The 17,236-nt window shown below is 36.1% G+C and carries 17 protein-coding genes and 2 pseudogenes; 16 read left to right on the top strand and 3 right to left on the bottom strand.

What is annotated here, in order from left to right:
* Positions 1-342: 342 nt before the first annotated feature.
* Together A9G45_RS08260 and A9G45_RS08255 are read right to left on the bottom strand one after the other, a co-directional pair.
* Positions 343-684 (bottom strand): helix-turn-helix domain-containing protein, encoded by a 342-nt coding sequence (locus A9G45_RS08260; RefSeq protein ID WP_065568162.1) that lies wholly within the window; start codon positions 682-684, stop codon positions 343-345.
* Complete coding sequence (locus tag A9G45_RS08255) at positions 668-916, bottom strand: type II toxin-antitoxin system RelE family toxin (protein ID WP_065568161.1); 249 nt, start codon at positions 914-916, stop codon at positions 668-670. Before A9G45_RS08255 ends, A9G45_RS08260 begins: the two co-directional genes overlap by 17 nt.
* 127 nt (positions 917-1,043) lie before the next feature.
* Here A9G45_RS08255 and A9G45_RS08250 point away from each other — a divergent pair, with 127 nt between their 5' ends.
* From A9G45_RS08250 to A9G45_RS08185, 15 genes and pseudogenes are all read left to right on the top strand, one after another.
* Entirely contained in the window at positions 1,044-4,073 is a 3,030-nt protein-coding gene (locus A9G45_RS08250; protein WP_065567071.1) for a phage tail tape measure protein, read from the top strand.
* Position 4,074: 1 nt separating this feature from the next.
* Positions 4,075-4,416: a phage tail protein gene (locus A9G45_RS08245; RefSeq protein WP_065567070.1), complete on the top strand. Its 342-nt coding sequence runs from the start codon at positions 4,075-4,077 to the stop codon at positions 4,414-4,416.
* A gap of 284 nt (positions 4,417-4,700) precedes the next feature.
* On the top strand, positions 4,701-5,303 hold the full coding sequence (locus A9G45_RS08240) for a hypothetical protein (protein ID WP_065567069.1): 603 nt from the start codon (positions 4,701-4,703) through the stop codon (positions 5,301-5,303).
* Positions 5,304-5,314: 11 nt separating this feature from the next.
* Complete coding sequence (locus A9G45_RS08235) at positions 5,315-5,815, top strand: hypothetical protein (RefSeq protein ID WP_065567068.1); 501 nt, start codon at positions 5,315-5,317, stop codon at positions 5,813-5,815.
* 286 nt (positions 5,816-6,101) lie between these two features.
* A complete protein-coding gene (locus A9G45_RS08230; RefSeq protein WP_065567067.1) occupies positions 6,102-6,281 on the top strand; it encodes a hypothetical protein in 180 nt (59 codons plus the stop codon).
* Positions 6,282-6,299: 18 nt separating this feature from the next.
* Positions 6,300-6,773 carry a type II toxin-antitoxin system death-on-curing family toxin gene (locus A9G45_RS08225; RefSeq protein WP_081297869.1) on the top strand — a complete coding sequence of 158 codons (474 nt, stop codon included), beginning with the start codon at positions 6,300-6,302 and terminating at the stop codon, positions 6,771-6,773.
* A gap of 186 nt (positions 6,774-6,959) precedes the next feature.
* Positions 6,960-7,142: pseudogene (locus A9G45_RS08220) on the top strand (addiction module antidote protein); the annotation flags it as partial.
* 89 nt (positions 7,143-7,231) lie between these two features.
* A complete protein-coding gene (locus tag A9G45_RS08215; RefSeq protein ID WP_065567072.1) occupies positions 7,232-7,966 on the top strand; it encodes a phage minor tail protein L in 735 nt (244 codons plus the stop codon).
* Between the two features lies 1 nt (position 7,967).
* Positions 7,968-8,690 carry a C40 family peptidase gene (locus A9G45_RS08210; protein WP_065567066.1) on the top strand — a complete coding sequence of 241 codons (723 nt, stop codon included), beginning with the start codon at positions 7,968-7,970 and terminating at the stop codon, positions 8,688-8,690.
* Positions 8,680-9,297 carry a tail assembly protein gene (locus tag A9G45_RS08205; protein ID WP_065567065.1) on the top strand — a complete coding sequence of 206 codons (618 nt, stop codon included), beginning with the start codon at positions 8,680-8,682 and terminating at the stop codon, positions 9,295-9,297. Before A9G45_RS08210 ends, A9G45_RS08205 begins: the two co-directional genes overlap by 11 nt.
* A 7-nt stretch (positions 9,298-9,304) precedes the next feature.
* Positions 9,305-9,598, top strand: coding sequence for a hypothetical protein (locus A9G45_RS14620; RefSeq protein WP_218057073.1), 294 nt, complete (start codon positions 9,305-9,307; stop codon positions 9,596-9,598).
* Positions 9,595-12,600 carry a host specificity protein J gene (locus tag A9G45_RS08200; protein ID WP_442903020.1) on the top strand — a complete coding sequence of 1,002 codons (3,006 nt, stop codon included), beginning with the start codon at positions 9,595-9,597 and terminating at the stop codon, positions 12,598-12,600. Before A9G45_RS14620 ends, A9G45_RS08200 begins: the two co-directional genes overlap by 4 nt.
* 1 nt (position 12,601) lies before the next feature.
* Positions 12,602-13,651: a hypothetical protein gene (locus A9G45_RS08195; protein ID WP_065567064.1), complete on the top strand. Its 1,050-nt coding sequence runs from the start codon at positions 12,602-12,604 to the stop codon at positions 13,649-13,651.
* A 379-nt stretch (positions 13,652-14,030) separates the two neighbouring features.
* Entirely contained in the window at positions 14,031-15,098 is a 1,068-nt protein-coding gene (locus A9G45_RS08190; protein ID WP_065567063.1) for a hypothetical protein, read from the top strand.
* Position 15,099: 1 nt separating this feature from the next.
* Positions 15,100-15,279 (top strand): hypothetical protein, encoded by a 180-nt coding sequence (locus A9G45_RS08185; RefSeq protein ID WP_065567062.1) that lies wholly within the window; start codon positions 15,100-15,102, stop codon positions 15,277-15,279.
* 19 nt (positions 15,280-15,298) lie between these two features.
* Here A9G45_RS08185 and A9G45_RS14440 read toward each other — a convergent pair whose 3' ends face one another.
* Entirely contained in the window at positions 15,299-15,466 is a 168-nt protein-coding gene (locus tag A9G45_RS14440) for a hypothetical protein (RefSeq protein ID WP_176701623.1), read from the bottom strand.
* Positions 15,467-16,914: 1,448 nt separating this feature from the next.
* On the opposite strand from A9G45_RS14440, the pseudogene A9G45_RS08180 reads away from it, so the two are divergent.
* A pseudogene (locus tag A9G45_RS08180) lies at positions 16,915-17,236 on the top strand (DDE-type integrase/transposase/recombinase); the annotation flags it as partial.

Genomic DNA, 17,236 nt, shown 5'->3' with positions numbered 1-17,236 from the left:
TATTTGAAAACATAGAATATAATAAAAATCTAATTTTAAAAATATTTAAGACCGTTTCACGACTTGATAATTCTGTTAGCTCAAGTATGGATTTTTTTGTATTAACTAAAAATTTTGGTTCAGTTTTAATTGAGAATTGCACTTAGTGAAATCAATAAAAACATTGAACCTTATAATAATTTGGGGGGGGGGGTAATCTCAGTTGCGAAGGAGAGCTACTCTGCATAATTTCAGAAAAACGCACAAAGATAATATAGGTATTGTACAGATTTCTTTTATAAAAAAGAATAATCAATTTAATTAACCAAATTTATACTCTAAACCCGCTTCGGCGGGTTTTTATTAAAAATCTAACTGTTCAGGCTTGATTTGTAGTGCTTCGGCAATTTTAATCCGTGTTACTTTTCTTAGTTTTTGGCTTTTTTCATATTGAGAATAAGCCGATTGGCTAATACCTATTTTATTTGCAACTTCAACTTGGGATAATTTCAAATACTCACGCCATGCTTGAACTGGAGAATAATTATTATCAAAAACCATGTTAACAACTTCGCTTGGTACGCCTGTTTCAACATCGATTGCTTTTGCGTTTGATAGCTCTAGGTATTGATTGTAAGGCATAACTACAAATTGTGGTTGCCCTTGTTCATTATTAATAAACTGTATATTAGTAAGTGCGTTCATCGCGTTTTTTCACCTCTTCAATAGAAACAATATGAATAGCACCATCAAAATTAAAAAACACTCGATAGTTACCCACTCGTAATCTGTACTGATATTTATGATTAGTTAAAGACTTTACATTAATACAATTCGGCATGTTAGCCAGTTCATCAATTTTATTACGGATTAAAGCATTGCCTTGAATTTTACGTAACTGCTTTAAGGCTTTAATTTGATAAATAATTTTATTCATTTTGTTGTTCTAACTAATCTTGATATAAGTATTATATAAGATATATAAGTTTTGGTAAATAAAAATATAAGTAATTATAAACCCAAAGCTCGCAAATGCGAGCTTTTTTTTATGTCCGGAGAAAATTATGGCGGAAGAAATCACATCACTACAACTTAAAATTGATGTGCAAAGCGTTGATGAAGCAAATAAAAAGCTAGACGTTTTTAGCAAAAAAGCGGAAGAAGCGGCATCGGCTACTGACGACTTGACAGAGGCAAAAAAACGCGGCTTAAAAGTAACCGATGAAGAACTGAGGGACTTCGAGCGGGTTTATCAAAACGCAGTAAAAGGCGCAAAAGCATCACGAATTAAAGCCGAACAAGAAAGAAAGCTTATTGCAACTAGAAAGCAGCTTGCGGCGTCTAGCGATAAATTATACGCAGGATTCAGGAATCAGCTTGATAGCTTAAAAGATGTTAATACTGCATCAAAAGAATTGGAAAAAATAAGTAGTAGTGTCAGCAAAGCGTTCAGAAACAACGAGCTTGACCTTGGTAACTACACGCAATTACTACGAGATGTTGCAACAAAGCAAAGAGAAGTGACGACCGCTGAAAATATCGCAACAAAAGCGAAAACTGATTTTTTAAACAAATTAAAAGCACAAGTAGCAGCTCAAAATTTATCTAAAGAGCAGTTGCTAAGATATCAAGCCGCACAGCTCGGGGTTAGCTCATCCGCTGATGTTTATATCAAGAAGTTAAGACAAACGGCAACAGAAACTCGCACTCTCGGTCATGCTACAAGAACAGCGACAAATCAAGCAGCTAAAATGCAAATGCAATTGATGCGAGGTAACTTTTCTGGCATGCAATCAATGAGCATGTCTATGATCATGAAAAATGGAGTCGGCAATACTTTTAGCACGCTGTTAACCTCGTTAAATCCCGTTAATATTGGTATTTCAGCAATGGTTGGCTTGCTCGGTAGCATGATACCAAAGCTTTTTGAAACCGAAAGCGCTACTGATAAATTAGCAGCGGCGCAAGATCGTTTAAATAGAGTATTGAATACAGACAAAAAAACTGGTTTTACTTTCTTGTCTGACGATATGATGCAATTGCTTAAAAAGAATCGCTCGCTAGTTAAAGCATCATTAAAATCTAGTGAGAAAGATTTAAAAACAACTATTTCAAATATAAAGAAAGAGTTAAGCTCAAGTATATCTTCAATGCAAAATGCAAGCAGAGAATACGCAGATCTTCGAAAAACATCAGGATCGTCTGCATTAGAAGAAGTGTTAAAAAACATTAATAAAATTAAATCAGCTGATAGAGATTTAAATGAAGCGCTTAACGCCAATGACAAATACTATATTAGCGGTATTAAAGCAAAAATAGAAAGTTTTGCTGAATATTTGAATATTACACAAGAGCAGTCAAAGAGCATATTAATACAGCTTTCTGATATTGAAGCTGAAACTGACTCAATTAAAGCAGAAGAAAAAATAAGCAATTTAATAAATGAGTTAAGCGAGCTATACATCACTTCTAATGATAGCTCGGGCAAATTCAAAGTGTTAATTGATGGGCTCATTGAAATCGCAAATAAAGCAAGTGACGCAGCTTTTAAAGTTCATTTTTTAAAATCATTTACTGACGTAGACAAAGCAACAGACCCGAAAAAAAGCCCGTTTTATCGATACTCGCAGATGATAATGACGCGTAGCGAGCGTGCAAAAGCTGAAATTGAAGAAATGGAAGCCGCAGCAAAGAGGGCCAACGAAATAAATCCGGGCTCAGTCACAAAAGATGATATAGACAAAGCTGCGGCAAAGATTAGAGCTAACAACGCCGAAAAAACAAGCTCAGCATCAGCAACCAATTTATTACGCACATCACAACAGCAAGAAATCAGCTTAAAAAGTCAGCTTCAAGCACTTCGGGAACAGAGCTTGACGGTTAACACAATCACATCGGAGCGCAAAAAGTACTTTGATTTACAAGCTCAGATTCAAACGCTAGAAAGTAGCGGTAACAAATCAAGAATGTCAGCGCATGAAAAGTATGTACTTGCGCATAAAGATGCTTTACTTGCTCAGTTTGCTAAAAATGCAGCTATTAGTGAAGAAATTTCACAATACGAAACAGCGACTAAAGCGCTTCGTAAAATGCAAGAGTACACAACAAACTTATCTGCAAAATCTAAAGCTAGTCAAGCTACTTTCGGCATGACGTCAAAAAATGCGAATCGTTACAATGAAATGTCAGAGCTTGACGCTCAGCGTGATATTGCTTTAAAAGGTACGACAAATCCGAATGAAATAGCAAAAATCACAGAAGAGTATAACAAGGCAAAACAAGCGTTACAACAAAGCTGGCAACAGGAAGACATCAATCAAACTGATTGGTTTGCAGGGCTGAAAGTTGGACTTAACGAATTTTCAGAGGCTTCAAAAAATATGTTTGATGCTTTTCGCGATGTAGGGCAACAAACACTTGGTTCGGTTAGTCATTCATTAACTGAATTTGTTACGACTGGGAAAATGAGCTTTAAAAGTCTTACTAAGTCAATTCTCACCAACATTATCGAAATCATCAATAAGTTACTAGTTGCTCAAACAATACAATCAGCCATGGGGTGGTTTGGAATGGCTAGCGCTGGTGCTGGTGCAGCAACTGGTGGGCTACAGCAAGCTTATAACGGTGGATTGATTCGAGGTTACGCAACAGGTGGGGATGTTAGATACAGCATTAACTCGTGCGGTTTTACAGGGCGGGGTAATAAGTATGAACCAGCAGGTATTGTTCACAAGGGCGAATTCGTATTCACCAAAGAAGCGACAAAGCGTTTAGGCGTTGGCAATCTTTACGCGCTGATGAACGACGCTCAAAGAGGATACGCAAGCGGTGGCGCAGTTAATCTTGGTCCTGCTTCACCAATTGCTTTTACTCGTAAATCAAGCGGTTCATCTAACGCCGTAAACGTTACAGCTAACGTAACAGTGAATATGCCGTCTACCAACAATGATACGTCAGGCGTTAAAAGTGGTATTGATGCTCAATCAGCTCAAAAACAGATTGGCGCAGTCATTCAAAAGGAGATGAATGAAATGTTTAAAAAATCTGTTTCTCCCGGAGGGGAGCTATATAACATAATGAAAACAATGAGGTAATATGGCAATAGATATATTTAAATGGAAAACAATGGGCAATCCGAAACACGCCGATTCATCAAATATTAATGAGGCTGGATTTGGCGACGGATATGTCCAGTTATCCAGTAATGGTATTAATAATGCCAGTGAATCGTGGGACTTAACTTATACAGGATGTGTCAACGAAATAAAAGAAGTTCGTGATTTTTTGAACACGCATATTATAAAGTCGTTTTTGTGGAAAAACCCGTACGGCGAAGAAAAATTATATCGAGTTGTGAATAAATCAATCGAATCCGAATTTGTTGGCGGCAGAGTTGTTTCACTATCATTCAAATTTATTCAAGCTTATTCACCTTGATTAAAAATCATTCAGAAAAGCCATTAATTTTATTAAATTTTTTCTGATGTTTTTTGAGGGTGAACTCAACAACCCTTTTTTTAACCGCTTCTTTAATCTATTGAAAAATATAGATTAATTTAAGTGCTAGAAAAAAGGGTTATTTTGTGAAAAATGGTTAAATTTTAGTTAAAACAAAAGGCTATGTTTGATATAATCTAGTTCACCGCTGCATAAGCGGTTTTTTATTGCGCTTAGTTAATAAATTTCATACTATTAGTCAAAATTATTTACAGGAGAATGGTATGAAGAAATTAATTTTTATTGTAGCATCGTTTTTTATAAGCCCATTTGTTTTAGCAGAAACTCAATATCCAGATGCACCCCTTGGGTTGAAATGGGGTATGACAGTAGCAGAATTGGAGTCTAAAGCTGGTGCTGTGTTAGAGCCGACTCAAATTGATGAAAATGTATCTATATATTCTTTAAAATCTCCACCAATGGCATTGCCGAAGTTTACTGAATATTTTGTATTAGTTCATAAAGATTTAGGAGCAATGAAAATTATTATGAATGAAAAAATAACATCAGACATATACGGCACCAAAGGTAAAAAAGAATATTTTAAATATAAAGAAGCATTAACAAATAAATTTGGCAAACCTGATAAGTCTCTTGAAAGTGTAGGGTTGAAGCTTTATAAAGATAGTGATGAATTTTATCAATGTTTAAAGTATGAAGGATGTGGTTATTATGCATCAGTTTTTGGAGATCATTTATCTCTACAGCTAGAGGGGATAGAAAGAGGTAAAGGTAATTTAAGCATTGTCTATGAATCTGAGTTATTTACAAAATATAAAGCAGATAAAGAAAATGAAAATAAAAATAAAATTAAAAACGGATTATAGTAGGAGATAAAATGTTAAAACATACAATTTATATTTTTTTATTGCTTTTATTTGTAAGTGGGTGCAATAAACAATTATCAGAAGAAGACAAAGCTAAAGTGGCAGCATTGAATATTGAGTTAACTCAGACAAACGATGATATAAAAGCGACTACAGAAAATTATGAACAATATAGTGGGGGATTAATAAAATCGTTAATTGCTGCGAGACTTGAAGTTCTAAAAACAAACAAAAATTTAGTTGAGCAACGGATAAATTCCATTGAATCTGGATCAGCGGTTAAAGTCGAAACGTTGGTTACAAATCCTAACCCTGAACTTGCCGAGCATTTACAAAGCGAAATACAATCAATAAAACAAGAAATTGAGATTGATAAAAATGAAGCTTCAAAATATAGCGGTGGACTGATTCTATCTATGAAGTTAATGACTATAGCCACTAAAGAACAATCATTAGCAGCATTGCAACAAAAAATATCTTACTGTCAAATATGGTTTAAGCTCTCTACCTAAAGTAGATATAGAAATACCAAAACCAATAAAAGAAAGTGATCCAAGCGTACCTTTAGAAAGTCGTTTGTAAAATCTGGACTCTAAAAATAAAATTTTATAATCAAACCCTCTTAGAGGGTTTTTATTGTCAGTTATCTTTATGTAGTCAAATATATAGCACCTATTAATTTTTGTGATTTAGTATAAAATTTCTTTACTCTTTACCTTATGGTATTTATAATCAACGTAAGGTTGAGGCTTAATTAGTTCTCAGCCGTTCTTATATAAAAACTAATGAGGTGAATTTATGGGTCACGCACAAATAAAGGAAGATCGTCTTTATATTCCTCCACGTGACAAACATGTAGAGGTTAAGGCAAAACCTGCGCTAAGTAATGACTGCAATCATAATGAGCAAGTTTTAAATGCTTTTGCCTTTGGATTCGCTCGCTATAAAAAAGCCATGAGAGACTTATCAAAGGTTTAAAAAATGCCAATGTCACAAATTGGAGAAATAGTTGATGGAATCAATTTTCTTTCAGTTGATGATATAAAGCTTATCAATTCATTGCTAATTAAGCTACAAACCCCAAAAGAGCCAATATATGTTCGTGACGAGAACAGTTTAGGCTCATCCCAAGCTAGACCTAGTCTTTACAGATACCACGAACAAACCGAGGATATTTTTAGGTTGGCAGCCGTTCTTATTGAGAGTTTAATTAGAAATCACCCGTTTGCAAATGCTAATAAAAGAACTGCTATGTTTTCTGGCTATCTATTTTTACTATTAAATGGGCAAGAGTTAAAAGCTCCAGACGCAGAAGTTGTTGAAATGGGCGTTGGAGTTGCTACAGGAAAGTATAATGTGGAGGAGTTAGAAAACTGGCTTTTTTATTGGTCACACGAATTTGATTCGCGGAATCTTTGTATCAGTAATGCTCATTCTATTGAAAAACTGATGAGTGTTATTAAAAATTAGTAATAAATAAAATCAAACCCTCTAAGAGGGTTTTTTATTATTTAAAATTGATTGATCAGACTAATATCAATTTTCAAGTTAAATTGCTATTTAAGTTGCAATAATTGGTTTTTATATGTGTTATGCAACATAAATATAAATTTAACTTGCATTAAATGGGTGATCAATATGAATAATAAACGTAATGGTGATATAGCTAGAGCTAAAAACATCAGTCAGCTTTCACGTGATACAGGTATAAGCCGTGAGGGTATTTATAAAGCGTTATCAGGTGAGGGGAATCCTACTTTTAATACAATCTTTAAAATTGTTCAAGCATTAGGTTTGCAAATGCAGTTTTCCTCACAAAAACATACTGATTGTTGTTAACTGAGTATGGAAAATCTAATGTAGATATACAAAATAAAATCAAACCTAAAGCTCGCAAATGCGGGCTTTTTTTATGTCTGGAGAAAATTATGACGATAACCCAAGATTTGCAATCTCTTGAGGGGAATCAGCTTATACAGCTAATAGAGGTGGATGGAACTAAGTTTGGGCTTGACGAAGTACTGAGATTTCATGCCCATAACATTTCACCTGATGGTTGGGCGTCGTTTGCCGCCGAGAATTTGCCGTCAATAAAATGGCAAGGTAAAGAATATTTACCGTATCCCTATGAGCTAAAAGATATTGAGCTGAGTAGCACTGGCTCACAGCCAACACCAAGACTATCCGTCGGCAATATAGACGGTCGAGTAACTCGGCTTTGTATTGATTATGATGATTTAGTACAAGCAAAAGTCAAAATCCACACGACAATGGCTAAGTACCTTGATGCGGATAATTGGCTTAATGGAAACCCCACCGCCGACCCGACTCAAGAGAGAGTTCAGCTATTTTTTATCAATAACAAACGAGAAGAAACAAAAGCGACCGTTGAGTTTGAGCTGTGTTCACCTTTTGACATACAAAATCTTAAATTACCTACACGGCAAATAACAACGGTTTGTACTTGGTGTATGCGTGGTTGGTATAGAACAGGGACGGGATGTGACTATGCAGGCAATAAGTATTTCACTAAAGATGGTATAGAGACTGACGATCCTGCTAAAGATCAATGCGGTGGCTTATTAAAGGATTGCAAAGCTCGCCATGGCAATAATCCGCTTCCTTTTGGTGGTTTCCCTGCGGCTAATTTACAAGGTAAATAATATGAGACAAAAATTATTAGATGCTATAAAAAAACATGTTGATAGTGAATATCCTAACGAGGCGTGCGGACTAATTGTAGACACAGGGAAAACGCAAAAATATATACCGTGCAAAAACATATCAGATAATCCCAAGGAGCATTTTGTCATATCCCCTGATGAGCAATTAGAGGCGGAAAAACAGGGTGAAATCATCATGATTATTCATTCACATCCCGACGTAGTGTCACTTGTTCCCTCAGAGTTTGACCGTATTCAATGCGATTATTCGGGTGTTGAATGGGGAATTATGTCTGTCCCTGATGGTGATTTTTGCACAATATCACCGCGTATAAATCGGGATTATACGGGGCGTCAATGGCTGCTAGGGTATGCTGATTGTTGGGCATTAATCATGGACTACTATAAACGTGAGCACAACATCTATCTAAAAAATTATTCTGTCGCTCACGAATGGTGGGAGAGTGGAACGGAAAATATTTACGATGACAACTGGCAGGAAGAAGGTTTTGTAGAAGTTGAGCTGAAGGACATGAAAATTGGTGACATCATTATGATGCGAATTGGCTCACAAGTTACAAACCATGCCGCTATTTATTTTGGTGACAATCTTATTCTACATCATCTGTACGGTCAATTATCATCAAGAACACCATACGGTAAATATTTTAGAGATAGAACCGTTCGAATAGTACGACACAAGGAGTTATTTAATGCTGAGTAATGTAACGTTTAAAGGCGCAATGGCGAAACAATTTGGCAAAAATCATCAATACGATGTGCAAAATATTAAAGAATTATTGCGAGCATTATGTGCAACGATAAAAGGCTTTGAAAAATACATGAGTTCAGCGCATTTAAATGGCGTTAAATTTGCTTTTTTTGTTGATGGTAAAAACATTGGTATTGATGAGTTTGATATTAATGCTTGCGGTAAAAATTACATGATTATGCCTGTATCGCAAGGGGCAAAAAGTGGTGGAATGTTACAAATTATTATTGGTGCCATTGCGCTGGTGGCAGCATTTTTTACGGCAGGTGCGTCATTAGCTGCGTGGGGAGCTGCAATGGCTGCAACAACAGTTACCGCAACTTCAATTTTAACAGGAATAGGTATTAGTATGATGCTTGGCGGGGTTGTTCAATTGCTTACACCTCAGCCGAAATTTAACGCCGGTGGTTCATCTAGCGCAGAAAATAAGCCCAATTATGGATTTGGTGCGCCAGTTAATACCAATGCTGTAGGTTATCCTGTGGCTATTTTGTTGGGTGAGCGTGAAATTGGTGGTGCGGTAATTAACGCTGGTATTTATTCAGAAGATCAACAATAGGTGAATTATGCATTTGATAGAGGGGCAAAAAGGTGGCGGTAAAAAACCGCACAAGCCTTATGAGCAACCAGATAACTTACTTTCAACAGCTAAGCTTAAAGCATTGATTGCATTGAGTGAGGGTGAGATTCAAGGTGATATTACAGAACAAAATATTTATATTGATAACACACCGCTAGCTAATGCCGATGGTTCACGTAATTTTAATGGTGTTACTTGGGAGTTTCGTAATGGATCACAAACTCAAGAATATATTAAAGGCATCCCTGAAATCAGTAATGAGCTACGGCAAATTACATAGTAAAATCCAATAAACCGTGGATTCGTTCATTTTCTAATTTAGAACTAGATGCTATTAGAATTAAGCTGAGTTTGCCTACGCTTGTTCAATATAAAGATAACGGTGATATTGTTGGTACAATTGTGAATTATGCTATTGATTTATCAACGGATGGTAGTGCTTTTGAAACGGTTGTTAATGCGGAATTTAATGGTAAGACCACATCTGAATATCAACGAGATCATCGCATAAATCTGCCAAGTGCGGTAAATGGTTGGGCTATTCGAGTAAGGCGATTAACGCTTGATTCTAACTCTAATAGTAAATTAATTAACGCGTTTGGTGTGTCTTCATATGCCGAAGTGATTGATAGCAAGCTACGGTATCCTAATACCGCCTTGCTTTATATTGAGTTGGACGCTAGTCAATTTAACGGAGCCGTGCCAAAGATTAGTTGCAAGTTAAAAGGAAAACTTGTTCAAGTTCCCGATAATTATGATCCTGTTAGTAGAACATACTCGGGAGCTTGGCGAGGTGGCTTTAAAATGGCTTACACGAATAATCCTGCTTGGCTTGCTTATTATCTAATGCGTGATGAGATAGCAGGCATGGGGTTACGGATTGATTCTACTATGATAGATAAATGGTCTATCTATCAACTAGGGCAATACTGCGATCAGATGGTATCTGATGGGAAGGGTGGCAAAGAGCCACGTTTTGCTTGTAATGAATATATACAAAGTCAAGAGGACGCTTACACAGTACTTAAAGATTTGGTGGCGTCATTCCGTGGAATAATTTTTTGGGGTAATGACCAGATTTGTTTAACGGCTGACATGCCACAAGACGAGCCTGATTTCATCTATCATCCATCTAACGTTATCGGTGATTTTGTATATTCAGGTGGTTCATATAAAAATAGATATACTTCGTGCTTAGTTGCTTATTCTGACCCCAATAACCATTATTGTGATGATGTAGAAGCGGTTTGGGACCATGGTTTAATGCGCCGATACGATGTTAATGTAATGAAATTAACAGCTATCGGCTGTACATCACAAGCAGAGGCGCAGAGAAGAGGGCGTTGGGCATTACTTTCCAATGCGAAAGATGAAGTAATCACCTTTACTGTTGGCTTGGATGGGTATATCCCTATGCCTGCGCGAATTATTGGCGTAGCCGATCCGTCCCGTTCAGGTAAAGAAAACGGTGGGCGAATTCATGCGGTTTCTGGGCGAAAAATAACGCTAGATAGGGCTGTTGATTATGGCGCAGGCGATCGGCTAGTAATTAACTTACCAGATGGTACAGCTCAAAGCAGAACCATTAAATCAATCAGTACCGATAAAAAAACGATTACGGTTTCAGCTAACTATAAAATTGAACCTGTGGCTGGTGCGGTTTGGTGTATAGATAGTGATAACATTGCAATTCAATATTTTAGAGTGACATCAATATCGGCAACTGAAAAAGGTCAGTTTACAATAACGGCTATTCAGCAAGATCCTGATAAATTCAAATATATTGATGAGGGTATTCGGATTGAGTCAAAACCTATTACCGTTACTCCACCAAGTTCAATTTCTACCCCCAAAAATATTGTTATTTCCGAAAGTAGCTACATCTCTCAAGGATTGTCAATTGCCTCTTTAAATGCAACATGGGATACGGTGGAAGGAGCAACAAACTACGTTGCGCAATGGCGAAAAGACAATTCGGCGTGGATTAATGTTGGGCGTACAAACGGCACAAATTTTACTGTCGAGGGGGTTTATTCAGGTGTTTATGAGGTTCGTGTAAGAGCTGTTAATGCAATTGACGTATCATCTCCTTGGGCGTATTCACAGGCAACTACTATTAAAGGTAAGGTTGGCAAACCTGATAAGCCGATTGCGTTTACTGCTAGCGATGACATTGTTTTTGGTATTGATTTAAACTGGTCCTTTCCAGATAGTAGCGGTGATAGCAGTCACACAGAAATTCAGTACTCAACTAATGAAATCGAAGATAACGCATTGCTATTAGCTAACGTGATTTATCCAAGTTGTAGCTATTCGCAGACAGGGCTATCAATTGGTCAAGCGTTTTTTTATCGCGCTAGATTAGTTGATAAAATTGGGAACGTCAGCGATTGGACAGAATGGGTTAGGGGGATTTCTAGTACTAATACTAATGATTTAACTGACCATATTTTTGATGAAATCAAAGAAACCGATGCTTGGAATTCTCTCATTGATTCCGTTGATAATGCAGCGATTAGCTCAATAGAAAACGCAAAAGCAATTATTGAAAATGCTTTGGCTAATGACACTGAAACACGCCGGCGCAGGGTTGAAAATGGCAACTTATCGGCTGAAATAAAAGAAACCAACTCTGCGTTATTAACTGAAAAAGAGGCGACTGCAATTGCATTACGTGAGTTAAACTCTAAATACGGTGATGTTAGTAGTAACTTATCAGAGTTTAAAAAAACTACCGCAGAGCAAAACTCAGCTACAGCATCAGCCATTCAATCCATCAATACAAAAGTGGGGGACGTATCCACGTCAATTTCAGATGTAAGCCAAACTGTAAATAATCTCAATGGCAAAATTTCAGCTCACAGAACAATGAAAGTTCAAGTTGACGGTAAAGGTCAACAGTATGTTGCAGGAATGACGATGGGAGTGGAAAACACTGATAAGGGAATGCAAAGTAACGTCATCTTTCTTGCTGATAAATTTATGGTTATGAACCAAGCGAATGGCGATCCAGTGCCGGCGTTTATCATAAAAGATGGTAATGTGATCATGAATGGCGCAATCATCGGTAGGGCGTCATTAAATTTCGCTACAATTTCAGACACGATTCAATCTGAAAATTATGTTCCAGGGAAAGCCGGATGGAAGTTGTTTAAGAATGGTAATTTTGAAATAAATAGCTCTTTTCTTGGTGGCGGGCGAATTGAGTTAAATGGCAATGGTTTAGCTGTTTTTGATGAAAAAAATATACTGAGGGTATTGCTTGGTAACCTGAGGAGGTAATATGCCAAATTTTGGTTTAAAAATTTTTTATCAAGACGGTCCTGACGTTTTACTGGATTCGTCTTGCACTATGTGCTGTATTCTAGGAATATGCTGGGTTGGACAACGTCAAACCGGTATTTTTGTGCCCGATGGTTATCAGTATTACATGCATTTAACAAATGGTTCTGGGTATAATATTGATTTTGAGGTAGATGAAGATGGCACCAATATTTGGGTGTGCGGCGCTTTTGATTCGAGAAGTTATTTGGATCACAATCGGCAGGTTATTTTGGAAAATGGAGCTAACGCGTGGGGATATGGAGGTGACAGCGGTAGTGGGTATAATCAACTGTGTATAATAATTGGTTATCCGATACACAATCCTGCATCAGGATTCGGTATTTCATTCACGGGTCAAAATAATTTTTTCTCCATTAATCAGACGTCATTGTGCGCACCTGTAGTATTTAAGGGGGATATTACAATATCAGCTAAAGACGGATGGCGACCAAGCAATATTAATCCGTACCTGAACTTCAACAATTGCGCAGTCTTTGTTTATAGTGAAAAACAGGATTTATCAATTGGAATTGGATATAATCGAAATATTGATGAGCACGTATTATTTGCGCACAACACTGACGGTGTCAAGCTAAGTCGTGATATTTCTATAAAAGTGGTTGTTTTTGCAAAGCAAGAAATTGTAAATACTCAATCAAAATATGGAATGAGAATTTACAATGCCTCTGGTGAAATAGTCTATGATTCAACATCAGGGATTTTAATCAACCCGCAGTTATACACCTTTGGCGCGGTCAAACTTAGAGAGTTCGTTAATATACCCAACATTAGGCGGCCCATGTTTATTCCAACATCTATCGGTGGTTATGCGAGTTTTGATAAATACAGCGGCGTCACTAAACAAATTGGATTTGCTTCAAATGGATTTAGTCTAGCACCATCTTATATAAATCATGAAAATTATAAATGGACCCACCCCTTTAACGGAAGATTCACTTCAACTTTTCCGTTAATGATTTTAGATGCTGAAAATTATTTTAAATTTTAAAAACGGAGCAATGATGAAAAAAACAATATTACTATTCATGTTGTTATTTTCTAGTAATTCGTATTCTGAAAATTTAAATTTATAAATTGCAACGCAATTTATAAAGAAAACACGCTAGGAGGTAAAATAAAAAGCTTTGAAATTAGAAAGGTTAAAAAAATCAATGATAATCATTATGATTTAAAGCTAAAATTAACTGGCTCTATACAGCAAAAATTAGATAATTTCCCGACCGATAAAACTTATACTTTAGTTGATATCAAATGCGCAAACGCCGAAGAAGAAACACAATTAAAAAAGTTGTTTAAATTATAATTCAATTTGTTCAATAAAACCGCTCATGTAGCGGTTTTTTCATGTCTAAAATTTGAGGAAAATTATGTCTTGGTATAAAACAGGCACAATAAATGTAACTAACGGTAGCAATGCTGTGACCGGTTATAACACAAAATGGACGAACCCGTTAATAGGTGTTTGTTCCGGGCAAATGTTGATACTACAAACACAAAATACAATAGAAATACATGAAATTGCATCAATACAGTCCGACACTCAGCTAACACTAGCAAAAACGTATTCTGGAACGAGTAAAACAGGCATTACGTACGAAATACCAACATCACCAAAAGTCTCCATCGAAGCGCTGGCATTGCGAGTATCTGAAATGTTGAATTATTATCAAATTCAACTTGATGCATGGCAAACGATATTAACAGGCGATGGAGATGTGACGTTAACAGCTCCGAATGGACAGGTTGTCACTATACGATCTCAACTATCAATATCAAATGAATTAGTAAAACTTGTTGAGCAAAGCCAGAGTTTTGCACAATCAGCACGCGAATCAGCAACGACAGCAACTAACGCGAGCACATCAGCATCAAATAGCGAAAATACCGCTAGTTCACATGCCGAGAGTGCTCGCTTGTCAGCTACAGCATCAGCTAATTCAGCAGCGCAATCTAGAAATAGCGTAGTATTAGCACAGCAATCAGAAAATAATGCGAAACAGTCTGAGCAAAACGCTGCTAAATCAGCAGATGACGCTAGACAGCACGCATCATCTATTGATCCCGAACAATTTATACAGAAAAGAGAGTTAAACACAATGATCGGCAATCCGGGTTTTGAAATTATGCCGAGTGGTTTAATTCGCCAATGGGGCGTTGTTCAATTGCCCGCTGTCGGTGATTACAATTCTGTTGTGATTGACAGTATAAAATATTATACAAACTATTATCGAATACTATTGCCCATTGCGTTTCCTCATCACTCTGATTCCGTGAATGTAACATTTACGTGCGGGACGTTCAGTAATCAATACACGATGTTCGGCATATCTGCAACTGCGAATCTTGATGGTTCGCCGACATCGTTTACCGTTGCGATTTTGTCATCTGTTCTTGGATATATGCCGACTATTCATTATGAAATCATAGGACATTAATATGAAAATATATTTTAGTAAATCAACCATGGGGTTTTATTTGAGCGTTATACATACTAATATCCCAGACGATGTTGTTGAAATAACACAATCTGAATATAAAGATTTGCTGGAGAAGCAATCGATGGGATATGAAATTATAGATAAAGGTGGAAAACCAACAATCAGAGCGGAGCGTTAGCTCAACGATTGTTTTAAATTCACAATAACATCACTCTACCGCTATCAATTTTCAATTTCACATACTCAACAGCATCTTCTAACATCACAAAATCAGCAATATCAAATAATGTTTTTGCTGTTTGATAGAACACATAACTGTGATCGTCATAGCTGTTGATAATGTAGCATGTCGCCCGTAATTTCATTTTCGAAATCCTCGGGCGACATGCGTATGTAAATTGGTATTGTGTAGTTTATTGTTATCATGATTAACGATAAATGACTTTATGATTTAAAATTGGGTACATATTTGGGTACATATTTAATTTTAACTTAAGATAAAATTAAATATAAACAAAATGATACATTAAAAATCCCATAATCATTTAAAGTAAAAAGTTGGCTGTTCTAGGTTGTTTTTCATGGTGAGTTTTTGCTTAGTATCGTTTTTTATTTAAATTTAATTAAATTGATATTTGTTCATTTTTGTTTTAGTTATTTACGTGTCTTGATTTGCTCACATTGCAAATGCGCACCGATTGAGTACATAACTATTTTTTATATGTGTACAGAATGTAAAAAATGGTGTTAAGTGATACCAAATCAATATTAAATAAACCTTATACAGGGTTGCTCAAGCTAACCGATGATGATGGTTTAGGCGTAAGAATATCACAAAAAGGGACAATTGCATTTCAATTTTGCTACTGATAGAACTGAAAAGCACAAAGGATGACGATAGGGCGTTCGCTTAAAGATGCTCGGTTTTTAGTTGGTGAACTAAGAGATTTATATAACAAAGGAATAGAGCCGAAAAAGCATAATCAAGTAAACAATACAGACATGACTTTGAATGCTTGCCTTGATTATTATAGGAGAAATATGTATAAACACTGAGAGATAAAACTACCACACTGTATCAAGCCGTTGTATGCAAAAATCTTTATGATCAATTTCCTGATATACCTGTTAATGAAATATCTGAGCGTGACTTGGTCACTTTTTTTGAAAAAGCAAAAACAAATTAATCTTAAAAGAGCTAGAACAATAATGAATAAGATTAAAGGAACAAGGCGAACATTCAATGATGATTTTAAACACCAAATGGTCAGTTTTTATTAAAACGGTAAATCAAGTAGTGAAATCGTTGCAAAATATAATTTGACTTCATCAGCATTGGATAACGCAAGTCAGCCAAAGTGGCTCATTTAAAATAAAAGATAATCACAGTCCGCAAGAACAATGGTTGATTGCTTTGCGCAAAGCGCTTAAGCAACACCATGTGGAAACGATAAGCACTGATAATGGGGCGAATAACTATTCTAAACGCAAAACGACATCGTTATAGCGCAACAAAACTATATATTATCAAGTTATTATGCTTATTGTTAGTGTAAATTGAATAAACAAAAATCAGTAAGACTTTATGTAGTTAAAATAGTGATGCTGTTTAACCAAAGCTATCATTCTTATGGTACAAGGCGAATTCGTTTTGATTTGCAAAACGAGAATATTTAGGTATCACGTCGTTATATTACTTGGGAGATGAAATCCTTTATTACTCGTATCAAAATACACCGTTAAACATTATAAATTTCACGATACAGAAGTGAATGAAACATCCACAAAGAATTATTGGCAACAGTAATTCTTTGTGGATGATAAAAAGCAAATTGTTGTCGCGGATTTAACTTATATTCGAGCTAACCAACGTTGGCATTATTTATTGTGTTTTAGTGAATTTATCCAATATGCAGATTGCCATCATGTTGGTAAACATAAAACGGCAGAGCTTGTCATGTTAGCATTAAGCCAAATTAAACAACCATTATCGAAATTGGATTTATTTCATTCAGATCGAGGTGAAAAGTTTGATAATCGGCTATTGGAGGATTGTTTTAAGGCATTTAATATCACGCATTCATTAAGCAAGAAAGAGGGTTTTTATGACAATAAGGTAGCCGAAGCGACATTGA

This window comes from Gilliamella sp. HK2 (assembly GCF_001690265.1).
Lineage (GTDB): Bacteria > Pseudomonadota > Gammaproteobacteria > Enterobacterales > Orbaceae > Gilliamella > Gilliamella apicola_C.
Note: the sequence above shows the minus strand (reverse complement) of the source record. Positions and strands in the feature narration are given on the sequence as shown.